The sequence below is a fragment of the Nocardia sp. FBN12 genome (assembly GCF_050320175.1).
Taxonomy (GTDB): Bacteria; Actinomycetota; Actinomycetes; order Mycobacteriales; family Mycobacteriaceae; genus Nocardia.
Genome location: NZ_CP190048.1, coordinates 1,044,534 through 1,067,421, shown reverse-complemented (window position 1 = coordinate 1,067,421; position 22,888 = coordinate 1,044,534). Strand labels below are relative to the sequence as shown.

Annotated in this window: 26 protein-coding genes; 8 read left to right on the top strand and 18 right to left on the bottom strand. The window is 68.1% G+C overall.

Annotated features, from left to right (window positions below; all coding sequences use genetic code 11):
* Positions 1 to 46: 46 nt before the first annotated feature.
* Together ACQHI0_RS05325 and ACQHI0_RS05320 are read left to right on the top strand one after the other, a co-directional pair.
* Positions 47 to 793 (top strand): hypothetical protein, encoded by a 747-nt coding sequence (locus tag ACQHI0_RS05325; protein ID WP_427906807.1) that lies wholly within the window; start codon positions 47 to 49, stop codon positions 791 to 793.
* An 88-nt stretch (positions 794 to 881) separates the two neighbouring features.
* Positions 882 to 2,039, top strand: coding sequence for an acyl-CoA dehydrogenase family protein (locus tag ACQHI0_RS05320; RefSeq protein WP_427906806.1), 1,158 nt, complete (start codon positions 882 to 884; stop codon positions 2,037 to 2,039).
* A 7-nt stretch (positions 2,040 to 2,046) separates the two neighbouring features.
* Here ACQHI0_RS05320 and ACQHI0_RS05315 read toward each other — a convergent pair whose 3' ends face one another.
* Positions 2,047 to 2,985 carry a TIGR03564 family F420-dependent LLM class oxidoreductase gene (locus ACQHI0_RS05315; RefSeq protein WP_427906805.1) on the bottom strand — a complete coding sequence of 313 codons (939 nt, stop codon included), beginning with the start codon at positions 2,983 to 2,985 and terminating at the stop codon, positions 2,047 to 2,049.
* 58 nt (positions 2,986 to 3,043) lie between these two features.
* Between ACQHI0_RS05315 and ACQHI0_RS05310 the strand changes: the two genes are divergently transcribed.
* Positions 3,044 to 3,193, top strand: coding sequence for a hypothetical protein (locus tag ACQHI0_RS05310; protein WP_427906804.1), 150 nt, complete (start codon positions 3,044 to 3,046; stop codon positions 3,191 to 3,193).
* Here ACQHI0_RS05310 and hisF read toward each other — a convergent pair.
* From hisF to ACQHI0_RS05285, 5 genes are all read right to left on the bottom strand, one after another.
* Positions 3,180 to 3,983 carry an imidazole glycerol phosphate synthase subunit HisF gene (gene hisF, locus ACQHI0_RS05305; RefSeq protein ID WP_427906803.1) on the bottom strand — a complete coding sequence of 268 codons (804 nt, stop codon included), beginning with the start codon at positions 3,981 to 3,983 and terminating at the stop codon, positions 3,180 to 3,182. The two genes, ACQHI0_RS05310 and hisF, sit on opposite strands and share 14 nt — an antisense overlap.
* A gap of 5 nt (positions 3,984 to 3,988) precedes the next feature.
* Positions 3,989 to 4,810 (bottom strand): inositol monophosphatase family protein, encoded by an 822-nt coding sequence (locus ACQHI0_RS05300; RefSeq protein WP_427906802.1) that lies wholly within the window; start codon positions 4,808 to 4,810, stop codon positions 3,989 to 3,991.
* 8 nt (positions 4,811 to 4,818) lie between these two features.
* Positions 4,819 to 5,550 (bottom strand): bifunctional 1-(5-phosphoribosyl)-5-((5-phosphoribosylamino)methylideneamino)imidazole-4-carboxamide isomerase/phosphoribosylanthranilate isomerase PriA, encoded by a 732-nt coding sequence (gene priA / locus ACQHI0_RS05295; protein ID WP_427906801.1) that lies wholly within the window; start codon positions 5,548 to 5,550, stop codon positions 4,819 to 4,821.
* A gap of 114 nt (positions 5,551 to 5,664) precedes the next feature.
* Positions 5,665 to 6,006, bottom strand: a complete 342-nt coding sequence (locus ACQHI0_RS05290) for a hypothetical protein (protein WP_427906800.1) — start codon at positions 6,004 to 6,006, stop codon at positions 5,665 to 5,667.
* Between the two features lie 56 nt (positions 6,007 to 6,062).
* Complete coding sequence (locus tag ACQHI0_RS05285; RefSeq protein WP_427906799.1) at positions 6,063 to 6,548, bottom strand: carboxymuconolactone decarboxylase family protein; 486 nt, start codon at positions 6,546 to 6,548, stop codon at positions 6,063 to 6,065.
* Positions 6,549 to 6,715: 167 nt separating this feature from the next.
* Here ACQHI0_RS05285 and ACQHI0_RS05280 point away from each other — a divergent pair, with 167 nt between their 5' ends.
* Complete coding sequence (locus ACQHI0_RS05280; RefSeq protein ID WP_427906798.1) at positions 6,716 to 7,615, top strand: RNA polymerase sigma-70 factor; 900 nt, start codon at positions 6,716 to 6,718, stop codon at positions 7,613 to 7,615.
* A gap of 55 nt (positions 7,616 to 7,670) precedes the next feature.
* Here the strand turns inward: ACQHI0_RS05280 and ACQHI0_RS05275 are convergent, their stop codons facing one another.
* Positions 7,671 to 8,273 carry a maleylpyruvate isomerase family mycothiol-dependent enzyme gene (locus ACQHI0_RS05275; RefSeq protein ID WP_427906797.1) on the bottom strand — a complete coding sequence of 201 codons (603 nt, stop codon included), beginning with the start codon at positions 8,271 to 8,273 and terminating at the stop codon, positions 7,671 to 7,673.
* A gap of 182 nt (positions 8,274 to 8,455) precedes the next feature.
* Between ACQHI0_RS05275 and ACQHI0_RS05270 the strand changes: the two genes are divergently transcribed.
* Entirely contained in the window at positions 8,456 to 9,691 is a 1,236-nt protein-coding gene (locus ACQHI0_RS05270) for a DUF2786 domain-containing protein (RefSeq protein ID WP_427906796.1), read from the top strand.
* Positions 9,692 to 9,759: 68 nt separating this feature from the next.
* Here ACQHI0_RS05270 and ACQHI0_RS05265 read toward each other — a convergent pair whose 3' ends face one another.
* The gene (locus ACQHI0_RS05265) at positions 9,760 to 10,368 is read right to left on the bottom strand and encodes a LemA family protein (RefSeq protein WP_427906795.1); all 609 of its coding nucleotides are present in this window, start codon (positions 10,366 to 10,368) and stop codon (positions 9,760 to 9,762) included.
* Positions 10,365 to 11,228, bottom strand: coding sequence for a DUF3137 domain-containing protein (locus ACQHI0_RS05260; RefSeq protein ID WP_427906794.1), 864 nt, complete (start codon positions 11,226 to 11,228; stop codon positions 10,365 to 10,367). Before ACQHI0_RS05260 ends, ACQHI0_RS05265 begins: the two co-directional genes overlap by 4 nt.
* 264 nt (positions 11,229 to 11,492) lie before the next feature.
* Between ACQHI0_RS05260 and ACQHI0_RS05255 the strand changes: the two genes are divergently transcribed.
* Both ACQHI0_RS05255 and ACQHI0_RS05250 read left to right on the top strand, forming a co-directional pair.
* Positions 11,493 to 12,161, top strand: coding sequence for a helix-turn-helix domain-containing protein (locus tag ACQHI0_RS05255; RefSeq protein WP_427906793.1), 669 nt, complete (start codon positions 11,493 to 11,495; stop codon positions 12,159 to 12,161).
* Between the two features lie 51 nt (positions 12,162 to 12,212).
* Positions 12,213 to 13,151 carry an alpha/beta fold hydrolase gene (locus ACQHI0_RS05250; protein ID WP_427906792.1) on the top strand — a complete coding sequence of 313 codons (939 nt, stop codon included), beginning with the start codon at positions 12,213 to 12,215 and terminating at the stop codon, positions 13,149 to 13,151.
* A gap of 66 nt (positions 13,152 to 13,217) precedes the next feature.
* Here ACQHI0_RS05250 and hisH read toward each other — a convergent pair whose 3' ends face one another.
* From hisH to ACQHI0_RS05205, 9 genes are all read right to left on the bottom strand, one after another.
* Positions 13,218 to 13,847: an imidazole glycerol phosphate synthase subunit HisH gene (hisH, locus tag ACQHI0_RS05245; protein ID WP_427906791.1), complete on the bottom strand. Its 630-nt coding sequence runs from the start codon at positions 13,845 to 13,847 to the stop codon at positions 13,218 to 13,220.
* Positions 13,844 to 14,458 carry an imidazoleglycerol-phosphate dehydratase HisB gene (gene hisB, locus ACQHI0_RS05240; RefSeq protein ID WP_427906790.1) on the bottom strand — a complete coding sequence of 205 codons (615 nt, stop codon included), beginning with the start codon at positions 14,456 to 14,458 and terminating at the stop codon, positions 13,844 to 13,846. Before hisB ends, hisH begins: the two co-directional genes overlap by 4 nt.
* A gap of 23 nt (positions 14,459 to 14,481) precedes the next feature.
* Positions 14,482 to 15,609 (bottom strand): histidinol-phosphate transaminase, encoded by a 1,128-nt coding sequence (locus tag ACQHI0_RS05235; protein WP_427906789.1) that lies wholly within the window; start codon positions 15,607 to 15,609, stop codon positions 14,482 to 14,484.
* The gene (gene hisD / locus ACQHI0_RS05230; RefSeq protein WP_427906788.1) at positions 15,606 to 16,943 is read right to left on the bottom strand and encodes a histidinol dehydrogenase; all 1,338 of its coding nucleotides are present in this window, start codon (positions 16,941 to 16,943) and stop codon (positions 15,606 to 15,608) included. Before hisD ends, ACQHI0_RS05235 begins: the two co-directional genes overlap by 4 nt.
* Before the next feature lie 166 nt (positions 16,944 to 17,109).
* Positions 17,110 to 18,447 (bottom strand): ABC transporter substrate-binding protein, encoded by a 1,338-nt coding sequence (locus ACQHI0_RS05225; protein ID WP_427906787.1) that lies wholly within the window; start codon positions 18,445 to 18,447, stop codon positions 17,110 to 17,112.
* On the bottom strand, positions 18,447 to 19,532 hold the full coding sequence (locus tag ACQHI0_RS05220) for a branched-chain amino acid ABC transporter permease (protein ID WP_427906786.1): 1,086 nt from the start codon (positions 19,530 to 19,532) through the stop codon (positions 18,447 to 18,449). Before ACQHI0_RS05220 ends, ACQHI0_RS05225 begins: the two co-directional genes overlap by 1 nt.
* A gap of 3 nt (positions 19,533 to 19,535) precedes the next feature.
* Positions 19,536 to 20,414, bottom strand: a complete 879-nt coding sequence (locus ACQHI0_RS05215) for a branched-chain amino acid ABC transporter permease (RefSeq protein WP_427906785.1) — start codon at positions 20,412 to 20,414, stop codon at positions 19,536 to 19,538.
* A gap of 25 nt (positions 20,415 to 20,439) precedes the next feature.
* A complete protein-coding gene (locus tag ACQHI0_RS05210) occupies positions 20,440 to 21,144 on the bottom strand; it encodes an ABC transporter ATP-binding protein (RefSeq protein WP_427906784.1) in 705 nt (234 codons plus the stop codon).
* A gap of 5 nt (positions 21,145 to 21,149) precedes the next feature.
* Complete coding sequence (locus tag ACQHI0_RS05205; RefSeq protein ID WP_427906783.1) at positions 21,150 to 21,965, bottom strand: ABC transporter ATP-binding protein; 816 nt, start codon at positions 21,963 to 21,965, stop codon at positions 21,150 to 21,152.
* A 213-nt stretch (positions 21,966 to 22,178) separates the two neighbouring features.
* On the opposite strand from ACQHI0_RS05205, the gene ACQHI0_RS05200 reads away from it, so the two are divergent.
* The gene (locus ACQHI0_RS05200; protein WP_427906782.1) at positions 22,179 to 22,877 is read left to right on the top strand and encodes a TetR/AcrR family transcriptional regulator; all 699 of its coding nucleotides are present in this window, start codon (positions 22,179 to 22,181) and stop codon (positions 22,875 to 22,877) included.
* Positions 22,878 to 22,888: the final 11 nt, after the last annotated feature.

The window sequence follows — 22,888 nt, the reverse complement described above, 5'->3', positions numbered from 1 at the left end:
CAGCGTGCGCGGCCTGTCCGAAAACACCGATCGATGAGGTTCGAAGATGAGAATGTCCACCACCTTGGCCACGGCGGCCATGACCGCGCTGGCCCTGTGTGCCAGTACCGGAACCAGCCACGCCGATCCGGCTCCCCAGACCGAGGTTCGCTACGAGGTCAGCAGGCAGGGTGACACCGCGGTGCTGTCCACCGACGGCAAACTGCAGGTTGTCGACGGCCAGTTGGTACTCACCACCGGCGCCGACACCCCGGTCGCCGCACTGCCACTGACCTACCGCATGGACGACAAGGTGTACCCGATCGCGGCCACCATCGACGGCGGCAAGGCGACCCTGACCCCGTCTCGCGAGGGCGGCACCCCGGTGGCCCCGGCGACGAACCTGATCACCCAGGACGTGGCCGCGCAGCAGATCGCCGAGTCGTTCACCCCGCGTGATCAGGCCGCCCTCGGCGTGCTCAGCCAGCGCCTCGGCGTCGGTGGCGCCGTGGCGGCCATCGTCGGCGCGGTGGTCGGCGGCGGCATCGGTTGCCTGGTCGGCGGTGCCGCGGGCGCGACCATCGCCAGCCCGGTGATCATGCTGCTGGTGCCGTGGGTCGGCGCCACGGTGGCCGGTTGCGTGCTCGGCGCGGCCACGCTCGGCGCGGTCGGCACGATGATCGGGCTGGTCACCGTCGGTGGTCCGCTGGCGCTGTTCTCGGCATACCAGTACTTCTCGACGATTCTCGCGCCGTGCCCGGCCGACCTCGGCGCCTACTGCAAGGATCCCGCGGTCCCCACCCCGCCGAAGTAGTCCCAACGCACCGCCGTCTCGCCGGCCCGCCCGATCAACTCGTCGGGCGGGTCGGCTCGTGGCCTTTCCGGCCGGTAAGGAATCCTTCATGCGCAGAACAGTTTTCGATGCCGAGCACCGCGCCTTCCGGGCGGCGATGCGCGCGTTCATCGAGGCCGAAGTCGTGCCGAGTTTCGGCAAGTGGTACGACAACGGACTGGTGCCGCGCGAATTCTATTACCGGCTGGGCGAACTCGGGATTCTCGGCATGGAGGTGCCCGTCGAATACGGCGGCTCCGGCCTGGACTCGTTGCGGTACCGGGCGGTGCTCACCGAGGAGATCGCCCGCGCCGCGGTATCCTTCGGTGGCGCACGCGCCCATGTGTCGCGCTGTCTGCCGCTGATCACCGACTTGGCGACCGCCGAACAGCGGCAACGGTGGTTGCCCGGATTCGTCACCGGCGAAACGATGTTCGCGCTCGCGGTCGCCGAACCGGGCACCGGGACCGAACCGTCGGATATGCGGACCACCGCGCCGTTGTCGCTGGACGGCACCGAATATCTGCTCAATGGTTCGAAGACCTTCGTCGTCGGTGGTGTGCACGCCGACCGCGTCATCGTGGTCGCGCGCACCGCGGCCCCGAACAGCGAAGACCCCACCTACGGCCTGTCGCTGCTGGTCGTCGACGCCGCCGCGCCCGGCTATCGGGTCGGCCGCGCGCTGGACACCCTCGGCCGAAAGGTCTCGGGCACAGCCGAACTCACCTTCACCGATGTCCGGGTACCGGTCACCGATCGCCTCGGCGACGCGCACCGCGGCGATGCCCACCTCGCCGCGCAGCTGCCACGGGAACGGCTGACCATCGCGGTCGGCGCCCACGCACAGGCGGGCGCGGCGGTCCGGTTCGCGCACCGCTTCACCGCCGAGCGCACCGCGTTCACCCACTCGGTGGCGGGCTTCCAGAACACCAAGTTCGAACTGGCCGCCTGCCGTGCCGAGGTCGACGCGCTGGAGGCGGTCGTCGACCGCGCCCTGGCCGCCCACGACCGCGGCGACCTGACCCCCGCCGATGCGGCCTCGGCCAAGATGTTCTGCACCGAGTCGGCGGGCCGGGTGATCGACCGCTGCCTCCAATTGCACGGCGGCGTCGGCTATCTCGCGGACTCCCCCATCGCCCGCCTCTACGCCGACCACCGCATCGACCGCATCCTGGGCGGCACCAGCGAAGTCCTGCGCACCACCATCGCCGCGGACATGGGACTGTGAGGGTGGTTCAGCGAGCGCGGTTCAGCTCACCGAGCAGCCGCCAGGTGCGCTGCTGGTCCTCGGGCGTGGTCAGGTCGGTCTGCGAGAACACCACATCGGTGGCGCCCGCGGCGAAGTAGTCGGCCACCCGCGCGGCGACTGTCTCCTCGTCACCGATCACCACCAGCTCGGCGGCCCGCTGCGCGCCCGACAGCGCGACTACCCGCTGATAGGACGGAACCGTGTCGTAGAAGGCAGTTTTCGCCTCGGCGACACGCTGTGCCTCGGCGACGTCGGCGGTCACGACGCCGGGGACCATCGCGACGACGCCGGGACGCGGCCTACCCGCCGTCGCCGCGGCGGTGGTCAACGGCGCGACAATGTGCTCGGCCAGTGCCTCGGGACCGACCAGGAAGGGCAACGTGCCGTCGGCCAGTTCCCCGGTGGCCTGCAACGCTTGCGGCCCCATCGCCGCGACCAGCACCGGCACCGTCGGGTCCGCCCCCGCGACCGCCGTGGGCATCGGACTGGCGGCGGTCACTGTCTCACCACGGAAGTCGACCTCCCCGGTATCGAGAATCGACCGCAGCGCCGTGAGGAACTCGCGCAATCGGAGGGCAGGCCGATCGAACGGCCCGCCGAACGCCTGCTCGGACAACGACCGAGCGCCCAGCCCCAACCCGAGCACGAACCGCCCACCGGCCGCCGCCTGCGCGGTCTGCGCCTGACTCGCCACCAGCAACGGATGCCTGCCCGGCACCGGCACCACCGAAGTCCCCACCTCGATCCCCGGCACCGCCCGACCGATCAACGCCGACAACACAATCGAGTCAGTGCTGAACGTCTGCCCCAACCACACAGAACTCAACCCGACCTCGGCGGCCGCGCGGCCGAGGTCCACGGCCGTGTCCACAGCATTGGCGGACTGATCGAAGGCAAAAGGGGACAACGCGATTCCGAAACTCATCCCCGAACCAACATCGGCGCCACCAGAATCCATCGCAGTCGCCGCACGATGATTCCAAATGACGGCGGGCTCCGATGACAGCATCGCGGATTCGACAGCCAGGATGGGGGCTGCCTACGGCACAATGGGATTCGTGCTGCCGCGCGAGATCGTCTCCGACGCCGCGCTGTCGCGTCTGCGCGCGGGCTCACGGGTCAGCGGACGGTGATGCCGTCCGCTCGCATCGCATCCTTGACCTGACCGATCGTCAGATCGCCGAAGTGGAAGACGCTCGCGGCGAGCACCGCGTCGGCTCCGGCGTGGACGGCAGGAGGGAAGTGTTCGATCGAGCCCGCGCCACCGCTGGCGATCACCGGTACGCGGACCGCGGCGCGGACCGCGGTGATCATCGGCAGGTCGAAGCCTGCCTTGGTGCCGTCGGCGTCCATCGAGTTCAGCAGGATCTCGCCCACGCCCAGTTCGGCGCCGCGGATGGCCCATTCGACGGCGTCGATGCCGGTGCCGCGCTTGCCGCCGTGAGTGGTGACCTCCCAGCCGGAGGGGGTGTCGGGCTGGCCGTCGGGGACGGTGCGCGCGTCGACCGAGAGCACGATGCACTGGGCGCCGAAACGCTGCGACATCTCGAACAGCACTTCGGGGCGCGCGATGGCGGCGGTGTTCACCGACACCTTGTCCGCGCCCGCGCGTAGCAGCCGGTCGACGTCTTCGACCGTGCGCACGCCGCCGCCGACGGTGAGCGGGATGAAGATCTGCTCGGCGGTGCGGGTCACCACGTCGAGCATGGTGGCGCGGTCGCCGGTCGAGGCGGTGACGTCGAGGAAGGTCAGCTCGTCGGCGCCCTGGGCGTCGTAGGTCGCGGCCAGTTCCACCGGGTCGCCCGCGTCGCGCAGGTTCTGGAAGTTCACGCCCTTGACCACGCGGCCCGCGTCGACGTCGAGGCACGGGATCACCCGGACCGCCAGCGTGCTCGCCGCGGTGGTTTCGGTGCGCGGTGTCATGGGGTTCACCCTCGTTCTTCTTCGCTGACGGTACAGATCATTTCCAGCAGTTCCTGGTGCACGCCCGGTGCGGCGGCCAGCACCGAACCGGAGGTGATCGTCCACGGCGCGCCCGCCAGGTCGGTGACCACGCCGCCCGCCGCGCGCACCAGCGCGACCCCCGCCGCGTTGTCCCACGGGTGGTGCCCGAAAACCACCGCGCCGCCGAGCGCTCCGGAGGCGGTGAACGCCAGGTCGATGCCGGTCGCGCCGTGCATGCGCACACGCGAGGACAGCCGGCTCAACGCACCGAGCAGATCGAAGCGGAACTGGCCGGGGATGCGACCGGCCGAGTCGAGGTTGAAGGCGCCGAACCCGATCATCGAGTCCGACAGTTTGGCCGGTTCCAGCGGCGGCAGCGCCACGCCGTCGAGATACACCGGCCCGCCGGATACCGCGGCATAGCGGCGGCCGAGCATGGGCAGCCAGGTCAGGCCGATCACCGGCTCGCCTTCGTGCACCAGCGCCAGCAGCGTGCCCGACATGGGGTGACCGGAGGAGTAGTTGAAGGTGCCGTCGATCGGATCGAGCACCCAGGCCGTGCCGGAGGTGAGCGCGGGCCCACCGAATTCCTCGCCGTGCACCGCGATCCCGGTGCGCTGCTGGAGTTCGGCGGAGATGGTGCGCTCCAGCTCGAGATCGAGTTCGGTGGCGAAGTCGTTGCGGCCCTTGGTCACCGCGCTCGGCGCGCCGAGCCCTTCGACGAAACGCGGCACCACCCCGTCCAGAACCTGGGTGGCGACGGTCAGCAGGTCGGTCAGTTCGGCGGTGCTCAGCGCGGCGGTCATCGGCGGTGTCAGCGCACCGCGGCCAGAGCTTCGGGCAGCGTGAACCGGCCCGCGTACAACGCCTTGCCGATGATCGCGCCCTCGACCCCTTCGTCGGCCAGGCCCGCGATCGCGACGAGATCGTCGAGCACCGAGATCCCGCCGGAGGCGACCACCGGCGCCTCGGCCGCGTTGGCGACCTCGCTCAGCAGCTCGAGGTTGGGGCCGGTCAGCGTGCCGTCCTTGGAGACATCGGTGAGGACATAGCGCGCGCACCCGTCGCGCTCGAGTCGTTCGAGCACCTCCCACAGGTCGCCGCCGTCGGTCACCCAGCCGCGGCCACGCAGCCGCCACTGCCCGTCGATCTGCTTGACGTCGAGCCCGACCGCGATCCGGTCGCCGTACTCACCGAGCACCCGCGCACACCACTGCGGATCCTCGATCGCCGCGGTACCGATGTTCACTCGCGCGCACCCGGTGGCCAGCGCCGCCTTCAGTGAATCGTCGTCACGGATGCCACCGGACAGCTCGACCTTGACATCGAGTTCACCGACGACCTGCGCGATCAGCTCCCGATTGCTCCCCTTGCCAAACGCCGCGTCCAGATCGACCAGATGCACCCACTCGGCCCCCGCCTGCTGCCACGCGAACGCCGCGTCACGAGGCGACCCGTAGCTCGTTTCGCTACCGGCCTCCCCTTGCACAAGGCGCACGGCCTCACCATTGGCGACATCGACAGCGGGCAACAGCACAAGACTCACGCGACCAGACTAGTAGGTCTGCCCACCGGACCACGCAACGGTCCACCGCGGCGCCGTGTCGATGCGCGCGTGCGCCCGCCCGGCCGTGACGCGGCCGGACGGGCGGGTCCCGCCTCAGTGTCCGGTCGACACCAGATGCTGGTCGTCGGCGGCGGCAGCGGTGTTCGCGCGACGGGTCAGCAGCAACAGCAGTGCGGTGAGCAGACCGACCGCGGCGAAGATCGCGGTGGCCGCGAAGCCCGCCTGGAAGCCGTCGGTGCGCGCCTGGAAGCCCGGGTCGGGGGTGCAGGCGAAGGCCACCGACGAGGCGACGGCGATGCCGAGCGCGGCACCGATCTGGAACGCGGCGTTGTTGATGCCGGAGACCAGACCCGATTCCTCCGGGCGCGCACCGGTCAGCGAAGCGATGGAGGCCGACCCTCGACGACTGCGGCCGCACCGCCGCGGGGTAGTCACCTGTTCGGGACAGGCCGGATCCGATGAGCCCGGCCTGTGACGACTCCCCGACTCGATCAGCCGGCCACGGCTTCGAACATGCCGGGCTCATAGGAACCGCCCTGCTGACGCAGGATCACCCCGAGCCGATTGGCCGCGTTGATCTGGGCCACCACGGCAACCAAGGCGGCGAGCTGCTCGTCGTCGTAGTGCTGACGCGCCTGGGCCCAGGTCTCGTCGGACACACCCCGCGCGGCGTCGGCGACACGGGTACCTTCCTCGGCCAGCGCCAGCGCCGCCCGTTCCGCGTCGGTGAACACGGTCGATTCGCGCCATGCGGCAACAAGATTGATCCGCGTCGCGGACTGGCCGGCGTGAGCGAGGTCCTTGCTGTGCGCGTCGGTGCAGTAGCCGCAGCCGTTGATCTGACTGACGCGCAACATCACCAGGTCCTGGGTGGCTTTCGGCAGCGTCGACTGCATCAGCGCCAGGCTGGCGTTGCCGAATCGCTTGCTGAACTTGGCGCCGACCTCGGTGTCGAAAAGGTTGAATCGGGCTTCCATGACGGGTTCCTCACTGGTAGTGCTGGATCGGACGACCATGAGACGAACGCGACCGGAGCTCCGTAACACCCGGTCGGCGTGACGCACGCCACTGCGGATCGGTGTTACGCCACGGCGGCGGCCGGCGTCTGGTGTGCGACACATCCGAGCGGAGACAGGAGCTACCCATGGCGCCGCGGACCACGCCCGACGACACCGCGACCGCGGTGTTCGTCGCCCATCGCAATCTGCTGTTCACGGTCGCCTACGAGATGCTCGGCTCGGCCGCCGACGCCGAGGACGTGTTGCAGGAGACGTGGCTGCGGTGGGTGGGCGTCGACCTCGATACGGTGCGGGACCAGCGCGCGTATCTGGTCAGGATCACGACCCGCCAGTCACTCGATCGGCTGCGAACGCTCGGCCGGCGCCGGGAGTCCTATGTCGGTCCCTGGCTACCCGAACCGCTGCTGACCACGCCTGACGTGGCCGAGGACGTCGAGCTGGCGGAGAGCGTCTCGATGGCCATGCTGCTCGTCCTCGAGACGCTGGCGCCGATCGAACGAGCGGTGTTCGTGCTGCGCGAAGTGTTCGATCTGCGCTACGACGAGATCGCCGACGCCGTCGACAAGAGCCCTGCCGCCGTCCGCCAGCTGGCCTACCGGGCGCGCGCCCACGTCGCGGCCCGCCGACCGCGCGGGATCGTGTCCGCGAGCGAATCCCGCGATGCGCTCGCGGCGTTCCAGCGGGCGATCGAAACCGGCGATCTGCGGAATCTGCTCGACCTACTCGCGCCGGATGTCGTCTTCCTCGGTGACGGCGGCGGAATCAAGCAGGCGGCGCTGTCGCCGATCGTGGGCGCCGACCTGGTCGCCGCCTTGCTCACCGCCAGTGTGCCGAGGATCGGCGCCGAGATGACCGTCGAACCGGCCCAGCTCAACGGCCACCCCGCCCTGATCCTGCGCCGCGACGGCGCGATCGACACGGTCTTCGCGGTCCGCGTCGACGACGGCCTCATCACCGGGCTCTACTCCGTGCGTAATCCCGACAAGCTCTCGCGGACGCAGACGGCGACCGCTCTTCGGCGCTGAGCGAGAGTTATTGCCCCGGTGAACTTTTCGCGGATTCCGAGAAGGGTCGAATCGTTCAGCCGAGGCGGCGGCGGAGTTCGGGCAGGCCGTCGCCGGTGAGGTCGTCGAGGGCGACGGTGCGGCCGACCACGGCGAGCGCGATGGCCTCGCCCGGGCCCCGGACTTCCGGGCCGTTGCCCGAGGACCAGGTGACATCGGTGGCGACGAAGCGCAGGCCCTTGGTGTATCTGCCGGGGAAGGCGAAGGGGTCCGGGTAGGAAAGGACAGCGGTGAGACGATCGGCGGGAATGGTGCGGGGGCGGCCGAGCGGGCGGCGGATATCCTGGTGGTGGACCACCAGGTCGGACAGCATCAGCCGGGGTGAGAGCTTCGACAGTCGACCCGCCTCGTTGTCGAGCTTGTCCACCATCTGCGCGGTCGGCAGCGCCGAGAACGACTGCGCGATCGTGTTATTGGTGCGATTCACCGACCCGAGACTCTTCACCACCACTCCCGCGTAATTCAGCGGACTCAGCGTGTCCTGCAGCATATGCCCGACGACATCGCGCACTCTCCACCCCGCACACAGCGACGGCGTCTCCCACTCCTGCTCGCTCAAACTCCGCAGCAGTGCGATCAGTTCGGCCCGTTCCTCGGTCAACATCCCCCGGTAGCTCATATCGCCACCTTATGTCCGCCCGCTGCGCACCGAATCCACCCACAGTCGGATTTTGTCGGGCCGGACACGACTACGACGCCGAGAGCATCACCCCGCCTCCCCCGCTAGGACGATGCGCGACAATGGACGGCCGCGAACTTTCGCGCCGCTGCCCATCCCCGTCACGAACAGGACCCTGCCTCTTGGCCAAGCAGAATCGTCGACGTCGCACGGGCCGTAAACCGGCAGCCGCTCCCGGACTTCCGGTCGACGCCGCGCTCTCGGGTGACGTGGCGCAGGTCGCCGACGCGATCGCGACGGTGGCCTTCCTCGCCGCCCAGGGCGACAAGAACGCGATCGCGCGGTTCGTCGAACAGGTGGCCGGCGCGGAGTTGACCGCCGGAATGCAGCTCGCCGGGCAGCGAATCATCGCCCGCGCCTTCGAGTTCGGCTGGTTACCCGCCGACATCCACGAGGCCGCGCGCAGGCGGGTGGACGAGTTCGCGACCGGCTATCTGGCGGACCTGATGGCCGAGCATCTCGCCGAGTTCCCCGCCGAATCCGTCGACGAGATCTGGCAGTCGCAACTGGGCGAGCTGGCGGCCACGGTGTGGTGGACGGCCGACCGCCCGCACCTCGACCAGTGGGCCGATCGCCGATTGCTCACCGGAGCGGAGGCCCTCACCGCAGCCCTGAGCGCCCTGAGCCTGCTCATCCAGCTCCCGAAACTCGAGCAGATCCTCCCGCTCCCCGGCACCCGCGGACAAACCACCACCCACCACCACGTCGACGAAAAGACCCTCGGCCGAGTGCGCGGCCTCCTCGCCAAAGCCGAGTCGACCTCCTTCGCCGAAGAAGCGGAAACCCTCTCCGCCAAAGCGCAGGAACTCATGACCAAATACGCCATCGACCGCGCCCTACTCGACGCCGAGCGAGCCGACCCCGACCTCCCGGCCGCCCGCAGAATCTGGCTCGAAACCCCCTACACCGACGCCAAAGCCCTGCTCATCGACATGGTCACCCGAGCCAATCGCGCCCGCGCGATCTTCGTCGCCGACTGGGGTTTCGTCACGATAGTCGGCGACGACCTCGACCTCGACGCCGTGGAGATCCTGTCCACCTCCCTGCTCGTCCAAGCCACCCGCACCATGATCGACAACGCCACCACCGAGGAATCCCGCTCCCGCCACTACCGCAAGGCGTACCTCACCGCCTATGCCACGAGAATCGGCGAACGCCTCGCCAAGGCCGCCGAGGTAACCATCGCCGACGCGCCCACCCACCTGCTCCCAGCCCTGGCCTCCCACCGACAACGAGTGGACAAAGCCTTCGACACCTACTTCCCCACCGCCCGCACCCGAGGCATCACCATCCGCAGCGCCGAAGGCTGGACCGCGGGCACCGAAGCCGCCGACCAAGCGCACTTCGACAATCGCTGACCATTCGCGCCCAGCTGACCGCTGCCGATGGTGGCTACGACTGGATCGACTGAACGATCAGTGGCCCGCTATCGGCCCGTCCGATCGCTGAACAGCTGGTCCAGATCTATGACGGCCCGCACTTGCGGACCGCTCAGTTCGAAGTACTCGGCCGCGGACACGTGATGCAGCGAAGCGACCAGCATGGCGGGCGCGGATTCGACCTTGGTGTTCAGGGCACGGACATTCGCGTTGTACAGGCGCCTGGAAGCCGCGATCCGGTCCTCGATGTCGGCCAGCTCGCGCTGCAGTGCCGCGTAGTTGCGCACAGCTCCCAGCTCGGGATACTCCTCGGAGAGGGCCTGCACGCGCCTGAGCTCCGTGGTCAGAGCGTTCTCGGCGGAGGCGACCGCGAACACGGCGGTGCCAGTAGGCTTCGCGGCGCCGGTGAGTGCCCGCGCACGGTTACGCGCCTCGATCACCGCTTCCAAGGTGCCGCGCTCGAAGGCCGCGGCCCGCTCAACGGTGGCGACCACATTCGGTACCAGGTCGTGGCGGCGCTGCAGCTCGACGTCGATCTGTTTCCATGATTCGGCGACCAGGTTCCGGAGCCGGACGAAGTCGTTGTAGGCAGCGAAGTACCACAGAACCACGATCAGCCCCACGACGACAGCGGTGACCAGGACAGCGGTACTCATGCGAAATTCCGTTCTCTGAGAGCGTCGGGGCCGTACTGCTCCGACCGATCGGACTGAGTCGCGTAGTCGGTCCAGACGAACCTGGGGATGCCCTCGGCGACGATTCGCATCACCTCGAACACCGTGCCGATCTCGCGGGGTCGATTGCCGAGGATGGTGACCCCCACCAGTTGGTTGCCCACGATCTCGAACTTGGTCACGCTCGCCGCCTGCCTTCGCGGCCCGAGGTTCACCAGCAGCTCGATCGTGCGCGGTGTGAAAACCGCGTGTGCGAACGCCGGATTCGACGAATGCACCGAGTAGTGCTTGTTGAAGTCCGCGGATTCGAACTCCACCCGATCACCGGTGGACAGGTCCAACGTCGGCCCCATCGTCAACCGGGGAAGCGCCGCGGGAAGGTCGATGATGAAGACATTTCGGTAGTGAGTGCTGATGTTGATCTTGTTGTTGTGGAGCCAGGTCAGATGGAAGAAGCTGGCCGGGTAACTGCCGATCCTGCCCTGCATCGCGTCGCGGACCCGAAAGCGCCGTGCCCGGCCGATAGTGAACGGCGGGAAGTCCCACTCGGGCACCGGCCATCCTGCCGCGCGGTGATAGACGAAACCGTGCTCATCGGCCCATCGCGCGGTCCACCGCTTGCGAACAGCCTTCACGATGATCCCCGAGGGCACGAACGCCAACAGCGGTGTCGCGAGCACCAAGACCCACGAAAACGGGCGACCATGGTCGCGCCACCACCCGTACTGCAGGATCACCAGGACGACAAAGGTCATCGCCGTCACCGCGTCGAGGAACCGCGGGCCCGTCCAGAAAGGATCGTTACCGCTGCCCGAGTGCTGGCCATCGACCGTCTCGCCCACAATGTCTCCTACCGTCAACGCACCTCCGAGAAGAGGACGCGTGAACGATCGCAGTGGCCACTTGCAGACTCCTTACGCCGACCTTTATCCAGGGTCCGAACGAGGTTGCCTGGCTCGCAACCGAGCTCGTACGCTCGAAATGTGCGGCCGATCATGTCCGAACGGGAGCTGGATGTCGGTTGGGACCTGGCGAGGTCGACAGCGACAGCGATGGCGGGCGTTTCGATGGACGGGTTTCGCGACCGTGGGTCCGTGGGGTGCGATATGCGGATTTTCGCTCGGCCGGAGGTCACCGTGGTGATCCAGTTCGGGGACAGTCGTTTGACCGTGGACGGTCCTGATCAGCAGCCCACCTTCGATGGGCTGGTCGCCGGTCTCGTTCCCGGTATTCGTCATGTCCGCGCGGAGCGCCTCGAATGCGTGGAGTTGCGGATGTCGCCGATCGTCGCCTACCGCCTGCTCGGTGTCGCTCCGGCCGACTTGGCCGGCGCCTTGGCGGGACCGGGCGAAATCTGGGGATCGGCGGCACCGCTGCTGTGCGAGCAGCTGTCCGAAATGACAACGTGGGCGCAGAGATTCGCGGTGACAACGAAATTTCTGGCCGCCCGGGAAACAACCAGGATGGCCGATCCCGAGGTCGCCGCCTGCTGGGAGCGAATCATCGCGGACAGGGGCGCGGTCCAGGTGCGGGAGCTGGCCGAACTGACCGGGTGGAGTCGCCAGCGCGTGTGGTCGAGATTCACCGCACAGGTCGGCGTGACACCCAAACGAGCGGCGATGGTGGTCCGATTCCGCCGCGCGTTCGACCTGCTGACGGTGGGCCGCTCCGCCGCCGAAGTCGCTGTGGCATGCGGCTATTCGGACCAATCCCACCTCCACCGCGACATGGCGGCCTTCGCCGGAATCACCCCCGGCGCACTCGCGGCGACCTGATGCCGAACATTCGTCCAAGACGCGACCACGCTCGAGGCCGACAGTGGTCACATGAGCAATTCCCAGGGCCTCGAGCGGCGGATCCGCGCGGCGGAACAACGTGTTGCCGCCACCTACGGACTGACGACCACCGAACACGTAGTCATGCTGGGCGACCCCACGGTTCGCGTCCTGACAGTCGGCGAGGGTGAGCCGCTCGTCCACATCAACGGCATCTCCGCGCCCGCGATGGGCATGGCACCCCTGGTCGCCGGCCTGCCCGGCTTCCGGCACATCCTGATCGACCTCCCCGGCCACAGCCTCGCCCCGCCCTGCACCTGGCAGGGTCGAACAGTCCGCGAACTAGCGATCGGCGTAGTCACCGGAACTCTCGACGCGCTCGACATAGAACGAGCCGCATTCGTCGGCAGCTCCCTGGGCGGCCTGTTCACCCTCTGGACGATGCTCGACGCACCCGAGCGAGTATCGCGAGCAGCGCTGGTCGCCACCCCCGCCACCGCCTTGCCCGGATCCCGCGTCATCGCCGAGTTCGCAGCCCTGACCTCCCCGATCCGGGGACGTTTCGACCAGAGCCTGATGCGACTACCGTCCCCTCGGTTCATCGCACGGATCGCTCTCACCGAGGCGATCGGCGCGAACGCGGCACGCGCGATGTCGGACGACATGCTCGACCTACACCGCCTGCCACTGCGCCTACCAGGACAAGCCGCGTCCTACCGCGCCCTCCTGCGCCGCCTGATCCAAGATCGGACCGCACGCCCCGAGAACGTCCTCACCGACGCCGAACTCGCCCGAATCGACACTCCGACCCTGTTCGTCTGGGGCGAAGACGACGTCTTCTGCTCACCCGAACAGGCACGGTCATCCGTGGCGAAGATCCCCGGCGCACACCTCGCCGTCGTTCCCGGCGGCCACGCCCCATGGTTCGACGACGCCCACCGTTGCGTCACGCTGGTCCGTGCGTTCCTGGCCGGCGATCGCCATGCGTAGCCACGAGTGGAAATATTGTTCACCCCTGGCGAGACCGTGGCGTCGACGGCCCACGAACCGCCGGAACTACAGCGACCCGATCCAGTTGCGCAGCAACTGCGCACCCGCATCGCCGGACTTCTCCGGGTGGAACTGGGTAGCCGACAGTGGCCCGTTCTCGACGGCTGCCAGGAACGGAACCCCGTGTTCGGCCCAGGTGAGCTTCGCGGGGGCGATGTGCTCGTTGTCGGGGAGTTCCCACTGCTGGGCCGCGTAGGAGTGGACGAAGTAGAAGCGGGTGTCGGCGTCCATGCCGGCAAACAGGGTGCTGTCGGCGGGTGCTTTGACCGTGTTCCAGCCCATGTGCGGGAGGACGGGGGCGTCCAGACCGGCGACCGTGCCCGGCCACTCACCGCAGCCCTCGGTCTCGACACCGAACTCGACGCCGCGGTCGAACATGACCTGCATGCCGACGCAGATGCCGAGTACGGGACGTCCGCCCGCGAGGCGCTGACCGATGATCCGGTCACCGCGCACCGACAGCAGCCCGGCCATGCAGGCCGCGAACGCGCCGACACCGGGGACGACGAGGCCGTCGGCGGCCAGCGCGGCTTCCGGATCGGCCGTGACCTCCACCTGCGCACCCGCACGCACCAGCGCGCGTTCGGCGGAGTGCAGGTTGCCGGAGCCGTAGTCCAGCAGCACAACGGATTTCACAGCACACCCTTCGTGGACGGCACACCACTGACCCGGGGGTCGATTTCGACGGCGGTGCGCAAAGCCCGTGCGACAGCCTTGAATTCGGCCTCGGTGATGTGGTGCTGGTCGCGGCCGTAGAGCACCCGCACGTGCAGGGCGATACGGGCGTTCTGCGCGATCGACTCGAAGACGTGCTTGTTGAGCACCGTCGAATACGAGGCACCGGGACCCGCGCTGGGAATGATGGTGTGCACCAGGTGTTCCGGCTCACCGGTGAACACGCAGTACGGTCGCCCGGACACGTCGACGGCGGCGTGCGCGAGGGTTTCGTCCATCGGGATGAACGCGTCGCCGAAGCGGCGGATCCCCTTCTTGTCGCCCAGCGCCTGGCCGAGTGCCTGGCCGAGCACGATCGCGGTGTCCTCGACCGTGTGGTGCGCTTCGATCTCGATGTCGCCCTCGGCTCGCACGACCAGGTCGAACCCGGCGTGCGCGCCGAGCGCGGTCAGCATGTGGTCGTAGAACGGCACGCCGGTGGAGATCTCGGTCTGCCCGGTACCGTCGAGGTTCAGCTCCACCAGAATCGAGGACTCTTTGGTGACGCGTTCCACCCGCGCTGTTCTGCTCATGATGTGCTCCTCCACAGGTGGATTCAGTGAGTAAGGTCGGTGCCCGCGATATCGCGGCTCACGCGCAGGAATTCGTCGTTCTCGGCGGCGAGGCCGATGGTGGCGCGCAGGTAGCCGGGGATGCCGACGTCGCGGATCAGCACGCCCGCGTCGAGGTAGTGCTGCCATGCGGCGCCCGCGTCGGTGAACCGGCCGAACAGCACGAAGTTGGCGTCACTGGGGATCACGTCGAAGCCGAGCGGCACCAGCGCGGCGGCGACCCGATCACGCTGGGCCGCCAGTTCCGCGACACTGCCGAGGGTTTCGTCAGCGTGCCGCAAGGCCGCGCGGGCGGCGGCCTGGGTGACCACCGACAGGTGATACGGCAAGCGCACCAGCAGAATCGCGTCGATCACCGCGGGCGAGGCGGCCAGGTAGCCCAGGCGCCCGCCCGCGAAGGCGAACGCCTTGCTCATGGTGCGGGTGATCACGAGCTTGGTCGGGAACCGGTCGATCAGGGTGATCGCGCTGGGCGCCGCCGAGAACTCGCCGTAGGCCTCGTCCACGACGACGATGCCGGGCGCGGCATCGAGAATCCGCTCGAGCTCGTCGATCGGAATGCTGTGCCCGGTCGGGTTGTTGGGGCTCGTCACGAACACCACGTCAGGCCTGCGTTCGACGATCTGCGCCACCGCGTAGTCGATATCGAGCGAGAAGTCACCGCTGCGCTTGGCCTCGACCCACTCGGTGTCGATCCCCTCCGAGATGATCGGATGCATCGAGTACGAGGGCACGAAACCCAGTGCGCTGCGGCCCGGTCCGCCGAATGCCTGCAACAGCTGTTGCAGAATCTCGTTGGAGCCGTTGGCCGCCCACACATTCGCGGTGTCGACCGCGACGCCGGTCTGCCGGGTCAGATACTCGGCCAGGTCGTGGCGCAAGGCGACGGCATCTCGATCCGGGTACCGGTGCAGATCGGCCGCGGCGGCACGCACCGACTCGGCGACGTCGTCGATCAGCGCCTTGCTCGGCGGGTGCGGGTTCTCGTTGGTATTGAGCTGCACCGGCACCGTCAATTGCGGTGCGCCATAAGGAGACTTGCCCCGCAGGTTGTCGCGCAGTGGTAGCTGGTCCAGGGTCGCCGAGGCGCCGGGCACGGTGGGAGTGCTCACGACAGCGCCTCGAAACGCGCCTGCACGGCCTGACCGTGCGCGGGCAGATCCTCCGCATCGGCAAGGGCGACAACGTGTCCGGCGACATCCTTCAACGCCGCCTCGGTGTACTCCACGATGTGGATGCCACGCAGGAACGTCTGCACGCTCAGCCCCGAGGAGTGCCGCGCGCAGCCTGCGGTCGGCAGCACGTGATTCGAGCCGGCGCAGTAGTCACCCAGGCTGACCGGCGCCCACGGGCCGACGAAGATCGCGCCCGCACTGCGCACCCGTGCGGCGACCGCGGCAGCGTCGACGGTCTGGATCTCGAGGTGCTCGGCGGCATAGGCATCGACGACCCGCAAACCCTGCGCGATGTCGTCGACGAGCACGATCCCGGACTGCTTGCCCGACAACGCTTCCCGTACCCGATCATTGTGCTTGACCACCGTGAGCTGAGCATTCAGCGCGGCATCGACCGCGTCGGCCAGCGCGGGAGAATCGGTGACCAGCACACTGGCGGCCAGCACGTCGTGCTCGGCCTGACTGATCAGATCAGCGGCCACGTGCACCGGATCGGCGGTGGCATCGGCCAGCACCGCGATCTCGGTCGGGCCCGCTTCGGCATCGATGCCCACCAGCCCGCGGCACAACCGCTTGGCCGCGGTGACGTAGATATTGCCCGGCCCGGTGATGAGATCGACGGGCTCGAGCGCCCCACCATCGGTATCGACACCGCCGTACGACAGCAATGCCACCGCCTGCGCACCGCCGACCGCCCACACCTCGTCGACGCCGAGCAGCGCGGCCGCCGCCATGATCGTGGGGTGCGGCAGCCCACCGAACTGGGACTGCGGCGGCGAGGCCACCACCAGCGACTCGACACCCGCGGCCTGCGCCGGGACCACATTCATCACCACAGACGACGGATACACGGCGTTGCCGCCGGGCACATACAGCCCGACACGCTCCACCGGCAGCCACTTCTCGGTGACGGTGCCACCGGGCACGACCTCGGTCACCGTGTCGGTACGCCGCTGATCGGCGTGCACCTTCCTGGTCCGCTCGATCGCGACCTCGAGCGCCGCCCGAACAGCCGGGTCCAGCTCGGCGAGGGCTTTGCTCAGCTCGCCGACCGGCACCCGCACCACCGCGGGCCGCACACCGTCGAACTTCTCGCTGTAGTCCAGCGCGGCCGCGGCACCTCGATCACGAATGTCCTCGACGACCGGCCGCACATGATGCAGCACCGAGTCGACGTCGACCCCGCCACGCGGCAGCGCGGTGCGCAGCTCGGCAGTGGAAGGAGTACGACCGCGCAGATCGACGCGGGCGAGCTCGATGCGGGTAGTCATATCGGGGTACGGTCCTGTTCTGTGCTGGGGCTCAGGTCAGCTACCAGCCTAATGGTCGCCCGCCATCGCTTTTCCAGCACATCCTCCCCAGCCGCGCCGCCTCGACCGGCCGCGGCGAACAGGCAGCGGGCCCGGTCACGATCACCGAGCCCGCCGCGCGTGCCTGCTACTTCGCCGCGGGCACGTCCGGGATCCCGTTCGCGGTCGGTTTGTCCTGGTCCGCGCCGGAGTTGTCCTGGGTGATCGGGGTGTCACCGCCACCGGTCACCAGGACCGGCGTGACCGAGGTAAGCGCGCCGTTCTTGATCTCGGCGACGCGCACACCCGACATCCCCAGGTGGTTGTCCTTCGAGAACCGCAACGGTGCCAGCCCCGGCCCGTCGAATTCGGCACCGACCTTCTCGATCGCCGCCACAATGCCCTCGCGGGTCGGTTCGGGTCCGGCCGCCTGCAAGGCCTGCACGAAGGTGTAGGCCTGTGCCATGCCGTAGACGTGGTAGCCGGTGAGCTCGCCCTGCTGGCCACTCTCCTGCCACACCGTGCGCCACAGATCCGTCCACGGATCGCCCACGCTCTCGGGATCGGCCACGTAGGAGGTGGTCATCACACCGTCGAGCATGCCGCCACCGTTGCCGACCGCGCCTTCGGAGAACCGGGCGAGCAGCGAACCGACCAGCGCCGGGTCGGAGCCCACATTGCTGTAGAACCAGGACGGTTTGTAGTTGAGCTTGAGCGAGCCGAGCTGGCTCAACGCCGTGTACGAGGGGACGTTGAAGCCCACCACCAGGTCCGCTCCGGCGGCCTGCAACGCGGCGATCTGGGGGCCGATGTCGGTGTTGCCGGGGGTGTAGCGAACGGCCTGGACGACTTGGTTCTTGATGTACTGGTTGATGCCCTTCTCGCCATCGGCGCCGAGATCATCGGCCTGCAGGAACAAGCCGACCTTCGCGTTCGGCTTGTTCTTCTTGATCCAGTCGCCGATGATCTTGCCTTCGACCTCGTAATCGGGCTGCCAACCGAAGGTGAACGGCTTCTTCTGCACCGCGTCACCCCAGGCCAGCGACCCGGAGGAGACGAAGAGATCGGGCACCTTCTCGCTGTTGAGGAAGTCGACCACCGCGCTGTGCGTCGGGGTGCCGAGCCCGCCGACAATCGCGAAGACCTGGTCCTTGAGCACCAGTTCGTTGACGACACGGCTGGTGTTGGTGGGGTTGTAGGCGTCGTCACGCGCGAGGAACTCGATCGTTCGCCCGTTCACGCCGCCCTTCTTGTTGAGGTAGTCGTAGTAGGCCTGATGGCCGACGGGGATCTCGCTGTAGCCGGGCGCCGCGACGCCGGTGAGCGGGAAATGACCGCCGATCTTGACGCTGGTGTCGGTGACGCCGACGCTGGACTCACCACCACCGCCCCCGGTTCGCTCCGCGCCCGCACCGCACGCCACCAGCGACGCTGCCGCCACGCAGGCGCAGGTGGCCGAGGCCACCCGTTTCATCCATGTCTTCATCACTGCCGAATCTCCTTCGAACCGGGTTGATCGTTACGGATCTGGGCTTGGTCATCGCGAGGCCGCGAGCGCCGCCGCAGCAGTGCGCCGGCAATGCCGACGAGACCCGACGGAGCCGCCAGGATGACCGCGATGGTGGTGAGCCCGTAGATGAGCGGGGTGAGCTCAGCTGCTTGGATGTCGCTCAGCCCGATGCCCGAGCCCAGATCGGTGACGGCGGGCGGCAGATAGGTGAGCAGTGCCGCACCGACCAGCGCACCGACGAGGCTGCCGAGCCCGCCCAGCACGATCGCGCTGAGCAGCACCAGCGAGAGCGTGAGCGGAAACCCGCTCGGCGCGGTGATCCGCACCGAGAGCGCCATGATCGCGCCGGCCAGCCCCGCGCACGCGGTGCTGACGACGAAACTCTGAATCCTGGTTCGGCCCAGATTGATTCCGGCCAGCGAGGCGGCGATCTCATCGTCGCGCACCGCCCGCCAACGCCGTCCGACCCGGCCCGCCGACAGGTTCGCCAACAGCACGAACACCACGATGAGACAGCACCAGCCGAGGTAGGCCACGTACTTGCTCACCGACATCTCGTTCCCGGTCAGAAAGAACGCCAGGTCGCCGAGCCAGTCCGGCACAGCGGGGGCGCGCACGTTGAGTCCCTGTTCGCCGCCGAGGAATTCGTCGAAGTAGATGGCCAGCCCCGGTACACCGATGGCCAAAGCCAAGGTGGCCCCCGCGACGTAGGGGCCGTGCAGGCGCGCCGCCGCCACCCCGACCACCGCGCCGATCATCGTCGTCACCACGGTCGCGACCAGCAGGACGACGAGAATCGGTGCGTCCGAGAACTTCTGGAGAACGACCGCGGTGGTGTAGGCGCCGATCGCCAGGAACGCGCCGTGCCCCAGCGACAACTGCCCGTTGAGGCCGGTGAGCATCGTCAGCCCGCCCGCGGCGATGGCCAGGTAGGCCATGGACGCCAGCTGCACGGATCGGTAGTCGCTCACCGACTCCACCACGACGACGATCGCGACAAGGCCGAGCAGCGCCAGCGTCAGGTGCCGCAGCAGCACCGATGTCTTCAAGGTGCGCAACATGATTCAGACCTTCCGAGTCGCGGTCCGGGAGAACAGACCGCCGGGGCGCGCCAGCAGCACCGCCAGCAAGATGACCAGCGAGGCCAGCGGGACCAGTTCCGAACCCACGTAGCCGCTGACGAAGCTCAGTCCCAACCCCAGCAGCAAGCCGCCGACCACCGCGCCGACCGGGCTCTCCAGCCCGCCGATCACCGCGGCGACGAAACCGAACACCACTACCGAGTCCATGAACGCCGGATGCACCAGATTCCCGCCCGCGATGAGAAGTCCGGACAGAGTCCCAGTCAGTGCCGCCAGCGCCCAGCCCAAGGTGAGCATCCGGTTGACCTTCACTCCGAGCAGCCGGGCGACCTCCGGGCTGAACGCCGAGGCGCGCATCTTCAGTCCGACATCGGTGAACCGGAACAACGCCGCCAGCAGCACCATCACGATCAGCACCGACACGATCGTGAACACACCGAAACCGGTGAGCGCCAGATTGAATTCGCCGATCTGGAAACCGCGCAAGCCGAACGGCGCGGGAAAGGATCGGTACCGGGTGCCGAAGACGATGGCCGCGATCGCCTGGATCACGATGAACAGGCCGAGCGTGACGATGACCGCGTTGATATCCGGTTTCCCCTCCACCGGCCGGATGACCACGCGTTCGGTCACCGCACCGAGCAGGAAGCCACACGCCAGCGCCGCGAAAAACCCCAGCCAGTAGGAGTATCCGGCGTCGACGATCACGAGCGCGACATAGACGGTCACCATCGCCATCGGCGCCTGCGCGAAATTCACGATCCGGGTGGATCGCCAGATGAGTACCAGAGCCAGTGCGAACGCCGCGTAGATCGCGCCCGAACTGATGCCGGTGAGCAGTGTGTTCACCAATTGCTGCACGAGAGGTCCTAACCGGAAGTGCTTCTCAGAAGCCGAGATACGCGTGGCGGAGTTGGTCGTCACCGGCGAGGGTCGCGGCGGCGTCGCAGACGACGACCTTCCCCAGATTGAGCACGACGCCCTGGTCGGCGATGGACAAGGCACTGCGGGCGTTCTGCTCCACCAGCAGGATCGTGAGCCCTTCGGTTTCCACCAGACCGCGCAGGAGATCGAAGATCTCGGCGACGACGCGCGGTGCCAGGCCCAGCGACGGTTCGTCGAGCAGCAGCATGGTGGGGTCGGCCATCAGCGCACGGCCGATCACCAGCATCTGCCGCTGCCCACCCGAGATGGCGCCTGCGAGCTGGTCGCGGCGCTGCGCGAGCATCGGGAACAAGGTGAACACCCGGTCGATGTCGACCGGCCGGGACTTGTCACGCCGGCCGAGCGCACCGAGCCGAAGGTTCTCCGCCACAGTCAATTCCGTGATCACCCCGCGCCCTTCCGGCACGTGGGACAGGCCGAGCGCGGACATGTTCTCGGCCGGGGTGCGGGTCAGGTCGTGGCCGTCGAGCAGCACGGTCCCGTGCTCGGCGCGGACCAGGCCCGAGATCGTCCGCAGGAGTGTGGACTTGCCCGCCCCGTTGGCGCCGAGCACCGCCGTGACCTGGCCGCGCGGCACCGTGACCGTCACGTCGCGCAGTGCGCGCACCGGACCGTAAGCGACACTGAGATGCTGGATTTCGAGCATCGGATTCACCGTTCCCCGGTAACGGCCGAGTGGTGAACTTCCTCACCGAGATAGGCGGTGATCACCGCCGGGTCCTCACGCACCTGGGCGGGTGTGCCACAGGCGATGAGCTTGCCGAAATCCAGGACCGCGATGCGGTCGCAGACGCTCATCACCAGGTCCATGTGATGTTCGACGAGCATGATCGACATCCGTTGCGCGAGTTGACCGATGAGTTCGCCGAGTTCGTCCATCTCCGCGTTGGACAGCCCGCTCGCCGGTTCGTCGAGCAGCAGCAGCCGTGGCTGCGCGACCAGCGCCCGCGCCAGCGCGACGCGTTTGCGGACCGGATAGGGCAGGCTGCTCGGAACTCGCCCCGCCACCTCGGCGATACCGAGCTCGGCCAGCACATCCATGGCACGCGCGCGCAGCGCCCGTTCGTCTCGCGAACCGAGCGCGAACAGTCCCGCGAGGAATCCGGCACCGGCGTGCCGGTCGGCGCCGATCATCACATTGTCGAGCACGCTCATGTGGTCGAACAGCCCGAGCCCCTGCAAGGTTCGGGCGATGCCGAGCCCCGCCAGCTGATGTGGCCGCAGCCCGGTCAGTTCGGCGCCCTGCCACCACAGCGACCCGTGGTCAGGGCGGACGAATCCGCACGCGACATTGAACAGGGTCGTCTTCCCCGCGCCGTTGGGGCCGATCACGCCGAGCACCTGCCGCGGCGCGATGTCCAGCGAAACATCCGACAGCGCCACCAGCCCGCCGAACGATATCGAGATCCCGTTCATGGCCAGTACTGCTGACGGCGGGTCAGGAATCCCCGGTTCCGCAAGACTCATAGCAATTCTCTCTTACCACTGTGCACCAGACCGCCTCGGTATCAACCGTTTCGGTCCCTCGACCAGGCTACTAAGCGCTCAGTCAGATGTGACTTAATGCATAGTTGCTAGCTAAGGTGGGAAAGTCAAGGGCTGCACTCGGACAGCGGTGCGGATTCCCGCGCGCGGTCCGCGTCGCGGCCACCCGGCGGGCGAGCGCAGATCGGAGCGGCTATGGCCACGCGGCAACCGGACGAATCCCACGGCTGGCAGTTTGACGATCCACGGCTACAAGACTTTTCACCCGAACTGTGGCCGGACACCTACAGCGAGGTCGCCCGGAATCTGCTCACCTCCGCGACCCGATGCTTCGCCGCGAAAGGCTTCCAGGGCACTACCACTCGCGACATCAGCGCGGGGGCGGGCTTGAGCCCCGCCGCGATGTATGTGCACTTCCCGGCCAAGGAGCACATGCTGTTCGAGATCACCCGCGTCGCCCATGTCAAAGCCCATGAGGCCCTGCTGGTTCCCGATCCCGGCGACCCCGTCGAGCACCTACGCAGCGTGGTGACCGAACACGTCATCAGCAACGCCCGCTGCCACGTGGCCGCACGAGTAGCCCAATACGAGATGGCGAACCTCACCGCCGACCATCTCGCCGAGATTCGCGTGATTCGCCGCCGCACCACCACCCTGTACCGAAACCTGGTATCGCACGGCATCGACAGCGGCGCCTTCACCCCCATCGATGTCACCAGGGTGGTGCGCGGCATCATCGCCCTCGCGATCGACCCGGTGCGCTGGTATCGGCTCAGCGGCCCCGACACCCCGGAGGAACTGGGCGCGTTCAACGCCGGGCTGGCGGTGGCCCTGGTCACCGGCAATTCGCCGGATCAGGGGTCCGGTCGGCGAAACAGCGTATCCACCAGCTGAATTCGGCGCCC

Bases quoted from the DNA above. Each gene is read 5' to 3' on its own strand.
- ACQHI0_RS05310 (WP_427906804.1), top strand. From the start codon at position 3,044: ATGACGGCGGGCTCCGATGACAGCATCGCGGATTCGACAGCCAGGATG.
- ACQHI0_RS05320 (WP_427906806.1), top strand. From the start codon at position 882: ATGCGCAGAACAGTTTTCGATGCCGAGCACCGCGCCTTCCGGGCGGCG.
- ACQHI0_RS05205 (WP_427906783.1), bottom strand. From the start codon at position 21,965: ATGAGTCTTGCGGAACCGGGGATTCCTGACCCGCCGTCAGCAGTACTG.
- ACQHI0_RS05200 (WP_427906782.1), top strand. From the start codon at position 22,179: ATGGCCACGCGGCAACCGGACGAATCCCACGGCTGGCAGTTTGACGAT.
- ACQHI0_RS05220 (WP_427906786.1), bottom strand. From the start codon at position 19,532: ATGTTGCGCACCTTGAAGACATCGGTGCTGCTGCGGCACCTGACGCTG.
- hisD (WP_427906788.1), bottom strand. From the start codon at position 16,943: ATGACTACCCGCATCGAGCTCGCCCGCGTCGATCTGCGCGGTCGTACT.
- ACQHI0_RS05255 (WP_427906793.1), top strand. From the start codon at position 11,493: ATGCGGATTTTCGCTCGGCCGGAGGTCACCGTGGTGATCCAGTTCGGG.
- ACQHI0_RS05250 (WP_427906792.1), top strand. From the start codon at position 12,213: ATGAGCAATTCCCAGGGCCTCGAGCGGCGGATCCGCGCGGCGGAACAA.
- hisF (WP_427906803.1), bottom strand. From the start codon at position 3,983: ATGACACCGCGCACCGAAACCACCGCGGCGAGCACGCTGGCGGTCCGG.
- ACQHI0_RS05325 (WP_427906807.1), top strand. From the start codon at position 47: ATGAGAATGTCCACCACCTTGGCCACGGCGGCCATGACCGCGCTGGCC.
- ACQHI0_RS05265 (WP_427906795.1), bottom strand. From the start codon at position 10,368: ATGAGTACCGCTGTCCTGGTCACCGCTGTCGTCGTGGGGCTGATCGTG.
- ACQHI0_RS05300 (WP_427906802.1), bottom strand. From the start codon at position 4,810: ATGACCGCCGCGCTGAGCACCGCCGAACTGACCGACCTGCTGACCGTC.
- ACQHI0_RS05225 (WP_427906787.1), bottom strand. From the start codon at position 18,447: ATGAAGACATGGATGAAACGGGTGGCCTCGGCCACCTGCGCCTGCGTG.
- ACQHI0_RS05315 (WP_427906805.1), bottom strand. From the start codon at position 2,985: ATGAGTTTCGGAATCGCGTTGTCCCCTTTTGCCTTCGATCAGTCCGCC.
- ACQHI0_RS05210 (WP_427906784.1), bottom strand. From the start codon at position 21,144: ATGCTCGAAATCCAGCATCTCAGTGTCGCTTACGGTCCGGTGCGCGCA.
- ACQHI0_RS05285 (WP_427906799.1), bottom strand. From the start codon at position 6,548: ATGGAAGCCCGATTCAACCTTTTCGACACCGAGGTCGGCGCCAAGTTC.
- ACQHI0_RS05280 (WP_427906798.1), top strand. From the start codon at position 6,716: ATGGCGCCGCGGACCACGCCCGACGACACCGCGACCGCGGTGTTCGTC.
- hisB (WP_427906790.1), bottom strand. From the start codon at position 14,458: ATGAGCAGAACAGCGCGGGTGGAACGCGTCACCAAAGAGTCCTCGATT.
- ACQHI0_RS05275 (WP_427906797.1), bottom strand. From the start codon at position 8,273: ATGAGCTACCGGGGGATGTTGACCGAGGAACGGGCCGAACTGATCGCA.